Origin of the sequence: Corallococcus sp. bb12-1 (genome assembly GCF_026626765.1) — a bacterium.
In the GTDB taxonomy this organism is placed as follows: domain Bacteria; phylum Myxococcota; class Myxococcia; order Myxococcales; family Myxococcaceae; genus Corallococcus; species Corallococcus terminator.
In genome coordinates this window covers 99,666-114,366 of sequence record NZ_JAPNJZ010000003.1, presented here as the reverse complement: position 1 = coordinate 114,366, position 14,701 = coordinate 99,666, and the positions used below count along the sequence as shown (strand labels likewise).

Sequence of the window (14,701 nt, the reverse complement as noted above, 5' to 3'; positions counted from 1 at the left end):
GTCAGGCTCGCCGGCTGTCCAGACGCGGCGAGCCTGGAAATGTTGGCTGGACAATACTCCAGGGAGGTGGGACAGGCCTTTCATGTCTGGACCGCTCTGACTGGGATGTCCTGGCTGGCATGATTTCGGGGTCGGAAGGCCGGGCTTCATGTCGAAGCCCTGCACAGGACCAAGGAGTCGTCCATGAAGCCTGGAACCTCACTGCTGCGCGCGGTCGCCCTGGTGTGCACGAGTCTGGCGTTGACCGCCTGTGGCGGAGCCATGACGCCCGAGGAGGCCGCTGCCGAGGAGGCCCTGGCCCTGGCCACTTCGGAGGCCGAACTGGGTTCCTGTGGTACCTGGTCCGGCTGGACGAACACGGGCGCGAGCTCCTGTGGTGCCACCACTTCATGTGGCTTCTACTGGGTTTGTGAACCGTTCGCGAAGGAGGGCGACCCCGAGTCCCTCGTCGGTGGTGGAGGAATCGAGGGCGCCGCCCCGTCCTGCCCGATCGGTGAGACGGCCCGGCGCTACAACTATCTCGGCCGCTTCAACCAGCAGTCCAGCTACCGCGTGTGCTTCAACGAGGCGGGGACCTACACGCACACCGAATACCAATACCAGAACATCTTCAACACCTGCAGCTGCTGACCTGTCGCGGTCGCTCCCGGCGCTCGGCGCCGGGCGCGGGTGGAGGGGCCGGTGGTGAGTGACCAGGGTTGCCTCCCAGGCAACGCCCGGTATGGGTTCGTGGCCTGGGAAGCAACACAGGATGGTTCACGTGAGACGCAGGAGGTCACATCACCTGTCTGGTGATGCCGCATGCCGCCGTGTGTTTCATCCCTGGGCCGTTCGTTTCCTGAGACATCTGCGTCTACACTCAACGCCTCACACCCATCCGTCGCATGGGTGTACCCAGGGGGCGTCACGCATGAGGCTCAAACGATTCATCTCCTCTTCATTCCACGCGAAGCTGCGACCGGGCCTCGGGGGACTGCTCGTCGCGTCCTCGCTGTTCTCGCTGACGGCGGAAGCCGCCGCCCTCAAGGTCATGACGATGGGGCTTGGCACGGGCACGGTCACCGCGCCGGGAATCAGTTGCACCAGTGCCGGCGGTGACTGTGACGAACCCTATGCGGCGACCGCCACCGTGACGCTCACGGCCGCGCCCACCGGGGGCTCCACCTTTGGCGGCTGGAACACCGACGTGGATGCGGATCCCCTGTCCTCACCGGACTGCGCGGGGACGGCGCTGACCTGTATGCTGCCCATGAGTCTGGCGCGGTCGGTGAAGCCGGTCTTCCTGCTGCCGGCCGGTACCGTCAATCCGCTCGTGGCCGCGAACCCGAACGCCATCACGCCCGAGGAGATCGAGGCGTACCTGGGCGACCCCGCCAATGTGAACACCAACAGCGTGGCGCGCTTCATCAGCGCGCTGCCCGCCCAGTACAAGCAGAGCGCGATCCTGATGTCTCGCTCGGAGAGCTTGCAGACGGGGACCGCGGAGCATCCTCGAATCCTGCTCTCCAGCCTGGACGCGAAGTCCGTCTTCTCCATCGGACCGGTGCCGAGCGCCTCGTACCCGGGGTCGCATCCGGATGTCATTGAATACATGCAGTGGGATGAGGCCGCGCGGAACTTCCGCTTCCATGAGATCATCCTGAAGTCCATCCCGGCGATGGGCAGCATTCCGCCGCGCTCGCGTCACATCGAGAAGGACGACACGAAGTGCTCGAGCTGCCACTCGACCCGGAACGTGCTCAACCGGACGGGCCTCCCCGGCACGGATGGCCTCCCGGTGGGGGTCATCAAGACGAAGAACAAGCCCAACTGGGATCCCTATGACAGTTGGGGCGGCATGCTGCCGTTCAACCGGGACCGGCTGTATCAGGGCTCGCTGGACACAGCCGCGTTCCGCAAGCTGTTCAATCCCTGGACGTGGCGGACCAGCCCCGCGATCCGCCAGCTGGTCGAACAACTGCGGTTGCAGCCCCCGGGACTGCCCGGGGGCAACGCCAACATCATCACCCGCTACCGCGGCGGGGCGAATGACGGCACACCCCGGTTCACCTTCGACACGTCGCCTCCGGTGACGACGGAGCCGGCCCCGGTGGGCTCCGTTGGCTCCATTTCGACGGCGTACGCGTTCAACGGGCTCCTGGGCACGGGCACGTCCACGCCCGTCATTCGTGGAGGGACCTTCGTCACGCTGTTCCACCCGTCGGCGGTAGGGGGTGGCGAGGGGCGGGGCATCCAGCTGTTCGACCTCCTGGGAGGTCTTGACGGCAACCTCAACCAGCGCAGGCTCGCGGACGAGGTCGCGAGCCACCGCTGGGCGACCGGCAGCGTCTACGTTGATCCGCGTCCGGTGGCCCTGGCCATCACGAAGGGCTGCCTCTTCATCAACGCGGCGATGAACAGGGTCGAGAGCACCACGTCGAGCCTGACCTTCGATCTCACGTTCTTCACGGCGCGCAACGGCATGGGCATCAACGCCCTTCGTGCCGACACGGACTCGCGCACCAAGAGCGTGCCGCGCAGGAAGGTGGACATCCAGCGGTACAACCTGGACCGGACTGGAGATGTGTATCTGGCGACCAGCTCGCCGGTGAACGGCCTCGTTCAGCAGTACGGCGCCACGACCAGCGCTTCAACGGACAACTCGTTCGCCCGGTTGCGGCGCGAGGTGTTCCGCCGGCCAATCGATGCCGGCGGTGCCGACGCGACGGTCATGGGCGGTATCTTCGTCGACCGCGAGATCTACAACGACAACACGACGCCGGTGACCCTGTACCGCTACTTCCTCGAACCGCTGGGCATCTCGGTCGACAAGTGGTCCCTGGGCGTGCGGGGTCGGTCGCGGGCCTATGGCTTCGCCGACGTGTTCGATTCGTACAACACCGCCCTCGAGCAGGCGCTCGAGAACAATCTGACGGCGGAGCCGGTGGCGGGCCTCGCGTCGCCCTTCGCCTGTTCCGCCCTGATTCCGGCCGTGAATGCGACGCTTGCATCGCTGCCCCTGCCAGAGGCCGTTCCGACGTACACGGACGTGCAGCGCATCTTCAACAAGGCCTGCGTCGAGTGCCACGGCGGGCTCGATTATCCGCCGTATTCGAACTACGGGACCTTCCTGAACCTGGCCGAGGACCAGAGCGGCCCTGGCGTGAATCCGCTCACGCAGCCGCACGGCATCGCGGCGCCCCTGGCCACCAGCCTGACGGCCCCGCTGTACGAGCGCATCACCCGCACGACGGAGACCTGCCCCTTCGGCATGATGCCGTGTGGAGGGCCGCCGCTGAGCAAGGTGGACATCGAGACGATCCGTCGCTGGATCGTGGGGGCGAACCCCTCCACCTGGGGAGACCCGCACCTCACGACGATCGACGGCGTGCGCTACGACTTCCAGGGCGCTGGCGAGTTCGTGCTCCTGCGTGACCCGGGGCTGGAAATCCAGGCGAGGCACACCCCCATCCAGACGGACCAGCCCGTGGGGCCGGACGCGCACACCGGGTTGACCGCCTGCGCGAGCCTGACGACGGCGGTGGCGGTGAGGGTCGGCTCGCACCGCATCACGTATCAGATGAACGCCGAGCGGCCGGAGCTGCTGGAGCTGCGCATCGATGGCAAGCCCACGCAGCTCGGCTCGGAGATCCTGCTCTCCGGTGGTGGACGAATCACCGCGACGCCCGCGAGCGGTGGACTCCAGATTGAAGCCCCGGGTGGGACGCGCATCATCCTCACCGTCGATTGGTGGGCGCACTATCAGGTCTGGTACATGAACGTCGGCGTGCAGCAGGCCCGCGCGACAGAAGGCCTGCTCGGCGCCATCGCTCCGGGCAACTGGTTGCCGGCGCTCCCCGACGGCACGCTCCTGGGAGAGCGCCCGACGGACCCCTATGAGCGCTACATCGCCTTGTATGAGAAGTTCGAGGATGCCTGGCGGGTGACGAAGGACACGTCACTGTTCGACTACGCGTCCGGGTACTCCACCGCGTCGTACACGCTCAAGAGCTGGCCGGAGTACAAGGCGACGTCGTGCCGCGTGAACAAGCAGCCGCCCGGGATTCCGGTCAAGGAGCCGCTGAAGCCGATCGCGTTGGAGGAGGCCGAGCAGATCTGCAAGGCCGTCACGACGGACGAGCGCCGCCGCGACTGCGCGCAGGACGTGGCCGCGACGGGAGAGCCGGGCTTCGTCAAGGTGTATGAGGCGGCCCTGAAGGTCGAAGGCAACCTTCCTCCCGGCGTCCTGAAGCTGGTGGGCCCGAAGGACAACGCCGTCGAGTCCTCGCTGGTCTCCTTCAAGTGGGACGGCACGTACGACAAGGATGAGGACAGCGTCGGCTACAGGCATTGCGTCTGGAGCGTGGATGTTGGCTTCACCTACCAGGCCTGCGCTTCGAAGCCGACTCAGGAGCTGTCGACGACGGTCAGGCTGGAGTCCGGCAGGGATTACTTCTGGAAGGTCATCGCCGAGGACGGCAAGGGCGGCAGCACGGAGAGCCTGACCTGGCGTCTGACCGCGAAGTAGCGGCCAGCGTGGGCTGAGGAGGGGCCACCTGCGCGCGAGCGGAGGTGGCCCTTCCTTTTTCAAAGGTCGCGCCGGCTCAGCGCAGCAGCCGGGACCACCAGCGCCAGGCGCACTGGTTGTTGGCGGGGATGTTCAGATCGATCTGCTGGACGACCGTCCCATCCACGCCGACGCCCGCCCGCCGTCCGTCGCAGGTCGCGCCACCCAGGGGCAGGTTGAGTTCGCCGCAGGCACCTCCATCGCTGGTGAAGAAGAGGAGGGACTCCTGACAGCCGGAGCCCGTGACGAGGGTGGGGGGCGGCGCCAGGGAGTAGGCCCGGTTCTGGCGGATGAGGCTCAGGCTGGTGCCGGGGCGGGACGCAAGCCACGTGGGCGCTGGAAGGGCCCGGGCCTCACCGCTGGGGAAGCGCCGCACCCACTGGCCCACCAACTGGAACGCCAGGCCTCCGCCCACCAGCGGAGACAGGACGCCTCCGGTGAAGCCCGTCGGCGAGGGGTCGTCGGCGGCCGGGAAGGGAGCGGTGAGCGCCGAGCCATCCTGCCTGCGCCACTGGCCCACCCAGGACGCGTCTCCTAGCTCCCGCCACAGCAGCAGCGTGCGCCCGCGCGTGTCGACGCCCACGAGGACGGTCATCGTGTCGCGCATGGAGACGTTGAGGACGGTGACGGGCGGCGCCCGTGGCTCTCCCCGCCCATTGAAGGACTGGAGCGTCAGCACCTGGGTGTCAGGCGTCTCACGCGTCCAGAGGGCGATCCGTGAGCCGCCCCGGGGATCGGCGGCGATATCAATCACAGCCTGCCGCTCCACGGCGAGGCTCCTGGCGCTGAGCAGCGTGCCGTCCGCGGCGTAGGCGCGCAGCGTGGCGCTGAACTCGCTCTGGGTGATGAGGTGGAAGCCCTGGCGCAACGGCACCAGGATCTTGATGAAGTCCCCGCCGAGCACCGTGTTGCCCGTGTCCTCCCCGTCGCGCAGGACGATGTCCCAGGCCGTCACGCCCAGCGGGCCATCATTCTGCAACGCCAGGGTGCCCGTGCCCTCGGACGTCCCGGGGCCACAGGCGGCCTCGGGGCCGTTCGCGGGAAGAATGAGGGCGCGCCCCGACCCGAGCGTCCCCGGGACGATCTGTGCGCAGGAGAGCGGGGGCGTGGACCCGGAGTATTCTTCCACCGGCTCCTCGGGCGCTGGGTCGTCGGCGTCGTCGCCCTCCTGGACGGGTGGTTCGACACGAGGGCGTTCCGGAAGCGCGTCGTGCTCCGGATCGCGCGGCAAGGGCTCCGCCGAGCCCGAGCATCCGACCGAGGCTTGCGCGAGCCACACCGCCGCCACCACCACCACGCCCCATCTCCCGCCGCCTCGTCCCATGAGACCTCCCCCGCGTGAACCCCGAAGGAGGGTGCACACACGCGCCATGGGCGATGAGCCGTCTCCCAGGGGGCGTGGTGCGTTGAGTCCAGGACGTCGCTCGGGGGAGGGCGGTCCCCGCCGGTGGAAGGGGACGTTCTACGGGGCCACGGCGGCGCGCCACGGTTCGCGGTGGAGTGGGGATGTCAGTCTTCTTTGGGCATGCCGAGCAGGCGACGAAGTTCTGGCATCGTCGTGTTGGCCCGGAAGCCCGGGCCGCCCCGCTGGAATCGGGTGGCCTCCGCCAGCTTGCCCACCACCAACGGCTCGCAGCCGGCATCGCGCACCAGCTGTGATGCCACCTGAACGGCCTGGGTGTCGTCCCCGGCGATCGGAACGGCCAGCAGGCCGCTCTGCCGGCCCGCCGACGCCTCAACCGCCGTGGCGTCGACGGCGCTGAAGGCCCGGACCAGCCGCGTGCCTGGCAGGTACTTCGCGGAGGTGGGGCCGGCGCCGTTGGCCTGTGCTTCACGCGCCAGTGCGTCGTCGCGGCCCGCAGGAGGATTGCAGGCATCGAGGACGATTTTGCCGCTCAGTGCCTTCTTCAGGTCTCGCCCGAGCTGGGGAATCGCGCTGTAGGGCGTGGCGATCAACACGATGGTGCCGAACTCGGCCGCCTGCTGTGGCGTGCCCACCGAAGCGCGCGGACCGAGCGGGCGGGTCATGGAGACGAGCTCGTCCGGATGGCGGGAGGAGAAGAGCACCTCGTGCCCGGCCCGGACCCAGACCTGCCCGACGGTGCCCCCCAGCCACCCCGCGCCGATGACGCCAATCCGCAGGGCTTGAGACTTCTCCTTCCCCTTCACCTGCCCCAGGACAGGGAGCGAGGCCAATGCGGCGAAGGTCCCCAGGACGGAGCGGCGGGAGATGGGCATGACGGTGAGCTTTCGTTGCGGAGGGGCGTCTGCGTTGTGGGTGCCTCGCTGTCGGGAAGAAGTACGTCCGGCGCCGGCCGGTCAGTAGACGCAACGGACGTAATGGGCCTTGAAGCCGTGCTTCACAATGGATGATGCGCTCCTGCGTGCGCACCGTGCCCGTTGGGTCCGCCATTCACCTTGAGGGTGATGGCCTTGACTCCTTGTATTGCGCGGCGAGTTCGGAGTGGGTGACGAGGTCGTCTCCTACCGCGCCTGCTGCTGGCGTGAGCACTCGAAGCAAGCAACCCGCACCGCAGGTCATCAGCGGCACCCGGCGGCTTCGCCGATCAGCTCCGTCACGACGTCCGGGTGGCTGATCATCGCGACGTGGGAGCTTTGGATTTCGACGGCCTGGGCGCCAGCGCGCTGGGCCATGACCCGCTGGGCCTCGGGCGGGATGGTGTGGTCGTCGCTGGCGATCAGATACCAGGACGGAAGGTCCTTCCACGCGGGCGGGCCGGAGGGGTTCGCGAAGACGGAGGTGGCGGCCGGGCGTTGGCTGGCGGCGAGCACGGCCGCGTCCACCTCGGAGAGGTCGCCCGCGAAGAGCTCGCGGAAGAAGGCGGGGTCGATGTAGCCGTCAGCATCCGCGCTCCCGCCCCCAGGGAAGGGGCGCAAGACAAGGTGGTTGCCAAGCTCGGATTGGCCACCGCCAAGCGCGTTGGCGGCCAGGAGGGTCTCCCCCTCGTCGAGTGCGTACGCGGCGACGTACACGAGCGCCTTCACGTTCGGGTTCCCGGTGGCCGCGTTCGTGATGACCGCTCCGCCATAGGAGTGGCCGACCAGGACGATGGGGCCCGTGAGGGTGCTCAGGAAGGACCGCAGGTACTCCGCGTCACCGGAGATGCTGCGCAAGGGGTTCGCGAACGCGTAGACCGTGTAGCCCTGTTGCTGCAGCGGCGCGATCACGCCGGCCCAGCCGGATGCATCGGCGAATGCGCCGTGGACGAGGACGACCGTGGGCTTGTCACAAGCGTCGGCCGGCTGTTCATCCCTGGAGGTAACGGCGTTGGATGCAGGCGTGCAGACCACCAGCAGTGACCCGAGTGCACAGAGCAGGCCCAACCGGCGCAGGTTTTTTTCAGTGAAGCGCTGAGCGTTCATGGATCCCTCCAAGGATTCGAGTCGCCGGCGCGCGAGTGGCGCAGGTCGACCTGAGGGTGGGCGGCGTCCGTGGATGTGCCAACGCAGACCGCGGTCCAATCCCCGGTGGGCCGACCGAGTGTCCTCGAATGCTCGTCGGACAGGTTCTGGTGAGCAGCAGCCAGAAGGGCATCCTCCTGGACTCCGTTTCTGGCGTGCCCACTCCAAGTCCGGGCTCCACACAAAGTGCGGGAGAGCCGCCGAACCCGGGCAAGCTCAAACGCCCTTGTGGTTGCTCACCGCCATTCATAGGGTGCGGCGGATGACGCAGCTCGACCGCTCTGCATTCGCGACGGCATTCGATGCCCTTCTTCCACGGCTTGCCCTGGATCCCCTCTTCGAGGATGGGGACACGGAGCGCCTGGCCCCCTGGCGTCTGCCGTCAGCCGCGGGTTTCGAGGAACTCTTCGCCCAGGCAAGACAGCAAGGCGCCGCGCCCTGGCACCTCTATGCACTGGCCCGGGTGGCCACCCAATGCATCGGGACAGCAGCCCCCACCGTGCGGGCATCCGGCGTGGCTTCGGGAGAGAGCGTCTTCATCCCGGGAGACCTGAAGACTTCGGGGAACTTCGCGGTGGAGGGCACGCTGGTCGTCGGCGGGGACCTTGTTGTCCCGGGACTCCTGTCGGACCGCGGTCCCGACTCCACCCTCATCGTCCTGGGCAACCTGTCCGTGCAGGCGCTCCGCACCCACGGGGAGATTCGCGTGGGGGGCCACCTGGATGGAGGGGACGTCGTGGTGGGGCACTACAACGACAATTCCCTGGTGGTTGGCGGTCACCTGAAAACGCGCATGCTCATCGAGGATGAGCATGACATCCGCGCCCACGCACTGGAGGTTGAACACCACTACCCGATGGATACGTTCCGCCAGGGGACCGGCAAGGGGGTGGTGGCATCGCTGAAGAAGGTGGTGACCGCGGGTGCACTGGGCAAGGAGGAGTCCGTGGAAGTGACGCTCACGGACACCGCGAACCGGAACCCGGAGGTGGTAGCGCGCATCGCGGCAATCACAGGCTTCCCCGCCCCATACCTGGACCAGAAGCCGCCGCCCCTGTGGCTCGAGTTTCCGGACAAGATGCGCCGGACCCTGGGCGAAATGCGCGATGCGCCCATGAACCGCGCCGAAGCGGAGGCCATCGAAGCCGCGGTCGCCGAGGCTGGCGGCAAGGTGGAACTCAAGTTCAAGTCCCAGGCGATCTACTCGGAGGACGCGCTCTTCGACGCTTGGAGCAAGGGCAAGCTGTTCAAGGCGCAGAAGTAGCGACTGCGTCCGTCGTCAGCAGGCGCGCCCCAAAGACGAGCCATGTCGCCAGCGCTGAGCTGGGCGACAGCGACCTGATCAGGGCTTCGGGGCCGGGGGCGCGGCGTCGCGCGGGAGCAGCGGCAGCACGACGAGCTCCGCGGGGTGTGCTTTCGGGTCTCGGTGGAACCCCTTGGGGATCCGCACGTAGGACAGCCAGCGTCCATCGGGCGACGCCATGGCGCGCACAGCTTCGGCCCCGGGATCCAGCAGCTGGCCGATGACGCCCGGCTTGTCCTTCAGCGCCCCGCCGCGCAGCGGAAGGGGAGGCAGAGCGGCCTGGAGCCGCTGCTGGAGGGCGCGCATGCTGTAGCGCTCGGCTGACGGCTTGTCCCCGGCGACGACGGAGGCGCGGCGGACGAATTCCAGGCCTCCGGGCACGGTCAGCACCTGACGCAGTTTCACCCAGTCAGGGCGGCAGGCGTACGAAGCGTCGCTCACGGAGCTGTAGGCCGAGGCGGTGCGCGTCGTCTCCAACTCGAAGGGGATGCGTGGATCCTGGCCCAGGTCGCAGGCGATCCTCGCGCGGGAGACGAGGTCGCCGTCCGGCCCCGGCGCGGGCTTCCCCCAGGTCGGCTTCTCCATCACGACGTCTGTCCGCACGAGGGGCGGGGCCGTCGAAACGGGCTCGCGGGGCGCGACGTACGGACCGAGCACCAGGGAGCGCACCACCAGGGTCAGGGGTTGCTCCTCCCCGTCCACGCGGCTCGGAGCGGGACCGCGCAGATAGGAGATCCACCGGCCATTGGGGGACACGCGGCCCTCCGACAGTGCGTTGCCGCCCTCATCCTCCAATGGAAGGGACCAGCACCCCAGGGGCCTGCGCACGGAGCAGAACGCCTTGCGTCCCTCGTCCAGGATGAACCGGCCTCCGCCCAGGAGTCGGGAGCCGGGGGACGCGAGCATCGCCTTCTTCAATTCCTCCGCTTCCGGTGCGCGCAGGCGCGGTGGGCCGGCCCCTTCGGGGGCCTCCATGACGCGGGCCTCGTGGGTGTTCCCGTTCCAGAGCAGGACGGCCCGGGGGGACAGGCGCAGTTCGGGCCCAAAGCCTTCGGGAGGCCGGACGTTCCGGGTCCCCAGGGGAATGCCGCAGCGACCTCCGCGAGTGCTCCAGGCGGAGAGGTCACCCCTGTTCACCGGGACGGCCTTGCCCCAGCGCCGCGCCACGGGGTCGTAGCAGCGCATTCGCTTCCGGGTGTCCTGCTGCACCACGCACCACCGTCCCTGGCGCCAGAACAGGTCCGGGTCCGAGTTCGAATCGGGCGGCTGGACGTCGCCGATATCTTCAGGCTCGCCTGTCTTCAACGGCGGCCGGTCTCCCTCCAGGTCCGGAGCCAGGATGTCGCGAGGGACGTTTGGATCCAGGTCGTCGCCCGAGACCAGGGCGGTGCGCCTCCGAGCGCGCTCGAGTGCGGCAGCCAGCCCCGCGACGCTGTCCGCCTCCAGGTCCGCGTCGCGTTTGGACAAGCGGGAGGGAACGCCCTTGCTGACCAGGAAGTCCAGTTCCTCCAGCGCCCCGCGGGCCCTTGCGTCGTCCCGGATCAGCAGGGGCAGGAAGCGGGCTTCGCTGTCCCGGGACACCCGCAGCAGCACGGAGGTGGCGCTGATGCCGATGGGCTCCAGCGTCAGCAGGGGGGCTTCGGGCACGCCTTCCACGGACAGCTCCAGCCGCCGCGCCTGGCAGCGGACGCGGATGCGGGGGCGCGGGGGAGGCGGTGGCAGCTGGGTGCCAGGAGCGTCATCCACGATGCGAAAGGTGCGCTCGACTCGCGAGCCATCTGGCAGGGACAGCTTCTGGGTGACGACCACCTCGGCGGGCCGGCAGAAGTCCGGGATGGACGGCGTCACGTCCACGGACTGGGAGACGGTGATGTCGGGGGTGTGGCCCAGCCCCAGGTCGCAGGGAGCGGACTCAGCGAGCTTGGGAGGAAGTGCTTCCGCCTCCGCGAAGGTCAGCGGCTGCGCGGCGAGGACCACGCCTTGCGACGGCGGTTCCGCTGCGGAGGCCAGGGCTCCGGCCAGGGTCAGCAAGAGCGCCAGGCACCAGGTCCGGGACGGCATCGAGGAGTGCATGGAGATTCCGAATCTGACTTTCAGGAGGCATCACCCCCACAGCCTTGCCGTTGGACGCCTTCCCGGACGACGCGTTCGTGGTGGACCCGAGGATGGTGGAGAACAAGCATGTCATCGAATTCAGCCTGGCCGCGAAGTGTGACCTGGAGGGCGCCCGGATCCCGTTGCGAATCATCACGCAGCTGTGGCCCTGGGAGTACCGGGACGAGGGCTGCGGCTGCGCAGGGCCGCCGGTGATGAGGGTGAACGACACGCCGACGTCCAGCCTCGCCGAGGAGCGGTGCGGAAAGTGCCTCACGAGCTGCATGTGGCTCGTCGACACGATCTCGCACGCGGTCATCCACCGCGGCGGAGCGACCCGAGGCCCTGCCCCTGGCCCGGGGCTGCTCCAGGAGGAACTGGCGTCGATCCTCCTGCGCTTCCTGCGGCGGAAGTGAGCAGGGTCAGGAGTCGACGCTCAGATGCAATACCCGGCGGCGCACTCATCACACGGACGGGAAACGCAACCGATGCTGGGATCGCATTCGGAGCGCAGGCAGTAGCCCGGAGTGAAGTTCCCTCAAGCGGGGGCAGAGCCGAAGCCGGAGTGGGCAGTCCAAGGTGCTCCAGGAGGGTACGCACCCCACCAGGAGCCGTCAGATACGCCAGCACCCTTAATCCTGCCTCCACACCTGCCGCAGGCGAACACGTCCAGCGCGAAGCTCCTGCGCAGCAACCCGGCCCCATCCAGCCGCGGCGTGCGCTCCTGGGTCGGCTCCTGCCTCGCCGCTGCTAAAGGCGGCTCACTTGCCTCTTCCGGCGTCGGCTCTGCCCCCACTTGAGGGAGAGCCCAACCGCAAGCTGGCCTACAACGACGAGGCCCTGCTCATCCGGGGCCGCAAGCTGACCTTCGTTGCGCCCATCGCGAAGCTGCTGCTGCTTCGCGAGCTGTACCTCGAGTGGGTTGCGTCCGAGGATGACTGAGCGCCTTTCCCGCGTCCGAGCGGGACGGAGCAGGGACACCGGGGCGGTTCACCGCCCCGGTGTCGGACCTGCCTACTCCCGCGCTTCGGTCAGCCCTGGCGGGCAGCTGAAGGTGGCCGGCACGGACCACAGCTGGCTCTCGTCGGTGTCGTCGAAGGCGGTGAAGAAGATGCGATTGCCCACGCGGGTGAACGAGTCCGGATAGGAGACGTCCGCCAGCTGGCCCTGCGTCGCCACGGAGCCCCGGGTGAAATAGGGGATGATGGGCCCATATTCGCCCGGCACGCCGCCGAACAGGACCTGGCCCGTGCCGGTGGCGAACACAGGGAACCGGCGCCCGTACTCCACATAGAGATTGTTGAAGAGCCTGCGGGTCCCCGCGGCCGTTCCATTCGTCGCCCACAGCGACACGTTCTGGGGCACGGGGTCGTCGCCGGCGATGGCCATGGAGAAGTAGAGGTCGCTGCCGGAGACCACCGCCGTCTGCACGTAGGGATACGCGTGCTCGCCGGACCCGTAAGGGTTGGGCAGGGTAGTGATCTGCGTCTTGCCACCGCCGTTCAACGAGAGCCGGTCGATGCGCAGCCGCTTCGTCGCCGGGCTGTCCACGGACGTCAAATAGACATACGCGCCCAGCGTCCCGAGCAGGCTCACAGGCTTGCCGAAGGAGTCCAGACGGAGGGTTCCCGCGGTGGTGCCATTCGTCTTCCACACCTCGGAGTTGGGGCCGTCCTCCAGGATGAACAGCGGCGGCTCACCCGGGCGGCTCACACCGCTGACGACGGTGAACCCCGAGTCCAGCTGCTTGACGGAGGTGGTCCCGGCCAGCGTGCCGTCGGTGCGCCACAGCGTGGTGCCCGTTTCCTCGGAGAAGAAGAAGAGCAACGCGTTGCCGACCTTCAACGTGTCGACGCTCAAGCCCGTGGATCCGCTGAAGTTCCGCACCCGCAGCGTGCCGGCGGCCGTCCCGTCAGACCGCCACAGCTCCGGCCGCGACTCGCCTCCCGGCAATGTCACCCAGCGGAAGAACACCAGGCGGCCATTGACCTCGGAGGCATTGTGCAGAGAGGAACGGTCCGCACCGGGTGTGATGTCCTTGACCAGCCGGGTCCCGCCCTCCGTCCCGTCACTGATCCACAGCTCCACGCCGGTGGCCGGGGTGCCGGTCTGGAAGAAGAGCCTGTTGCCCACCGCGACGAGGTCCGTCGGTTGGTAGACGCCGGGCGGCCCCGGAAACACCTTCAGCGGGACGGTCCCTGCCTCCGTGCCGTCGCTGCGCCACAGGACCGAACCGGTGTCGAAGGTGGAGGTGACGAAGTAGAGCGTCCCCTGGACGTTGGTGAGCTCCCCACTGAAGCCCCCGGAGCCGTGAGGCATGATGGCCGCCACCCGGGATGCCACCCCGGGAGGGCATGCCTGGGCACTCACCTCGCGGGAGTCCACCTCCACCGCGGCCGCGGGTACGGCCTCCGCTGGCGGGAACCCGGGCCCCCCTGTCAGTTCATTGCCCTGCGAACCACCACATCCCACCCCTGCCAACCCCAACCCCAACCCCAACCACAGCAGGGCACTCCAATTCCTTACACGCATGTCCTCTCCTTCCGGCCCACAGCGGTCGGAGAGTGGGATGCGAGGCTTTGTCTTTCAAGGGGCACCTCAAGGAGGTAAAAGTGTTTTGAATTTTTTGCCTGTTTTCCTTGATGCATAAGAGGGAAGGGGGCCCTGTTGAGGGTGGGGGCTGGTGCAGAGGTGCCGAGGAGGGACGCTGACGGGTGCCGCCGAGCTGTGCGCCAGAAGCCGTGCAACGAGGTCCTCGTGCACCTCCACGCCATCACCTTCTGGGAAACAGCGTAGGCAGCAGCTCACTGCAACCGCACCGGCATGAGGATGCACTGCGCCTGTTGCGCAGCCGGGAAACCTGATGCCGCGCGCAGCCGAACCAGACGCCTCTCGCTCAAGTTGCCGCCACCGGCGTCTGGGTGAGCCATTTCCACCGACATCACCGGGATCCAGAGGACCACCCGGTGAAATCAGAGCAGTTCTCCGCCCAGGCCGACAGCGCGCCGAGGCCGCGTTGAAACACGCGTCGGCGTGAACCCGGGCTCGACGCGGTGGGCTGGACCTTGCAGGAGTCCGACTTTTCATCCGGCGCGGCGACGCGGCCGCCGGCGGAATCCTCCTGCAAGTGGGAGGGGTAAGTAGTTCCTACCGCCCATGTCGTATTGGCTGGCGTACGGGGTGGCGCACGCCCAGTCTGTCAACCACTCCTCGAATAAAGAAAGACCCTATATTGCCCTGGAGTACCAGCCCTGCGCCTGGGCCGGTCTGATGCACACGCTCGCCCGCCTGTGCCGCAGCTCGTACTTCCCCGTCCCTCGCGGCGGGACGCACGA

Annotated in this window: 10 protein-coding genes; 5 read left to right on the top strand and 5 right to left on the bottom strand. The window is 68.1% G+C overall.

The genetic code is table 11. The features are described from left to right. Positions 1-183: 183 nt before the first annotated feature. Both OV208_RS08145 and OV208_RS08140 read left to right on the top strand, forming a co-directional pair. The gene (locus tag OV208_RS08145; protein WP_267573265.1) at positions 184-630 is read left to right on the top strand and encodes a hypothetical protein; all 447 of its coding nucleotides are present in this window, start codon (positions 184-186) and stop codon (positions 628-630) included. Between the two features lie 280 nt (positions 631-910). Then, positions 911-4,507, top strand: a complete 3,597-nt coding sequence (locus OV208_RS08140) for a VWD domain-containing protein (RefSeq protein WP_267573264.1) — start codon at positions 911-913, stop codon at positions 4,505-4,507. Positions 4,508-4,583: 76 nt separating this feature from the next. Here OV208_RS08140 and OV208_RS08135 read toward each other — a convergent pair whose 3' ends face one another. The 3 genes from OV208_RS08135 to OV208_RS08125 form a co-directional block, all read right to left on the bottom strand. Next, entirely contained in the window at positions 4,584-5,870 is a 1,287-nt protein-coding gene (locus OV208_RS08135) for a hypothetical protein (RefSeq protein WP_267573263.1), read from the bottom strand. Between the two features lie 185 nt (positions 5,871-6,055). After that, the gene (locus tag OV208_RS08130) at positions 6,056-6,784 is read right to left on the bottom strand and encodes an NAD(P)-binding domain-containing protein (RefSeq protein WP_267573262.1); all 729 of its coding nucleotides are present in this window, start codon (positions 6,782-6,784) and stop codon (positions 6,056-6,058) included. Positions 6,785-7,087: 303 nt separating this feature from the next. Beyond that, the gene (locus OV208_RS08125; RefSeq protein ID WP_267573261.1) at positions 7,088-7,930 is read right to left on the bottom strand and encodes an alpha/beta fold hydrolase; all 843 of its coding nucleotides are present in this window, start codon (positions 7,928-7,930) and stop codon (positions 7,088-7,090) included. 301 nt (positions 7,931-8,231) lie between these two features. Here OV208_RS08125 and OV208_RS08120 point away from each other — a divergent pair, with 301 nt between their 5' ends. Further along, on the top strand, positions 8,232-9,233 hold the full coding sequence (locus OV208_RS08120; protein WP_267573260.1) for a hypothetical protein: 1,002 nt from the start codon (positions 8,232-8,234) through the stop codon (positions 9,231-9,233). A gap of 78 nt (positions 9,234-9,311) precedes the next feature. On the opposite strand, the gene OV208_RS08115 is transcribed toward OV208_RS08120, so the two are convergent. Then, positions 9,312-11,345, bottom strand: coding sequence for a hypothetical protein (locus tag OV208_RS08115; RefSeq protein WP_267573259.1), 2,034 nt, complete (start codon positions 11,343-11,345; stop codon positions 9,312-9,314). 44 nt (positions 11,346-11,389) lie between these two features. On the opposite strand from OV208_RS08115, the gene OV208_RS08110 reads away from it, so the two are divergent. Next, a complete protein-coding gene (locus OV208_RS08110) occupies positions 11,390-11,782 on the top strand; it encodes a hypothetical protein (RefSeq protein ID WP_267573258.1) in 393 nt (130 codons plus the stop codon). Positions 11,783-12,131: 349 nt separating this feature from the next. Next, on the top strand, positions 12,132-12,308 hold the full coding sequence (locus OV208_RS08105; RefSeq protein ID WP_267573257.1) for a hypothetical protein: 177 nt from the start codon (positions 12,132-12,134) through the stop codon (positions 12,306-12,308). A 72-nt stretch (positions 12,309-12,380) separates the two neighbouring features. Here OV208_RS08105 and OV208_RS08100 read toward each other — a convergent pair whose 3' ends face one another. Beyond that, on the bottom strand, positions 12,381-13,898 hold the full coding sequence (locus OV208_RS08100) for a hypothetical protein (protein ID WP_267573256.1): 1,518 nt from the start codon (positions 13,896-13,898) through the stop codon (positions 12,381-12,383). Positions 13,899-14,701: the final 803 nt, after the last annotated feature.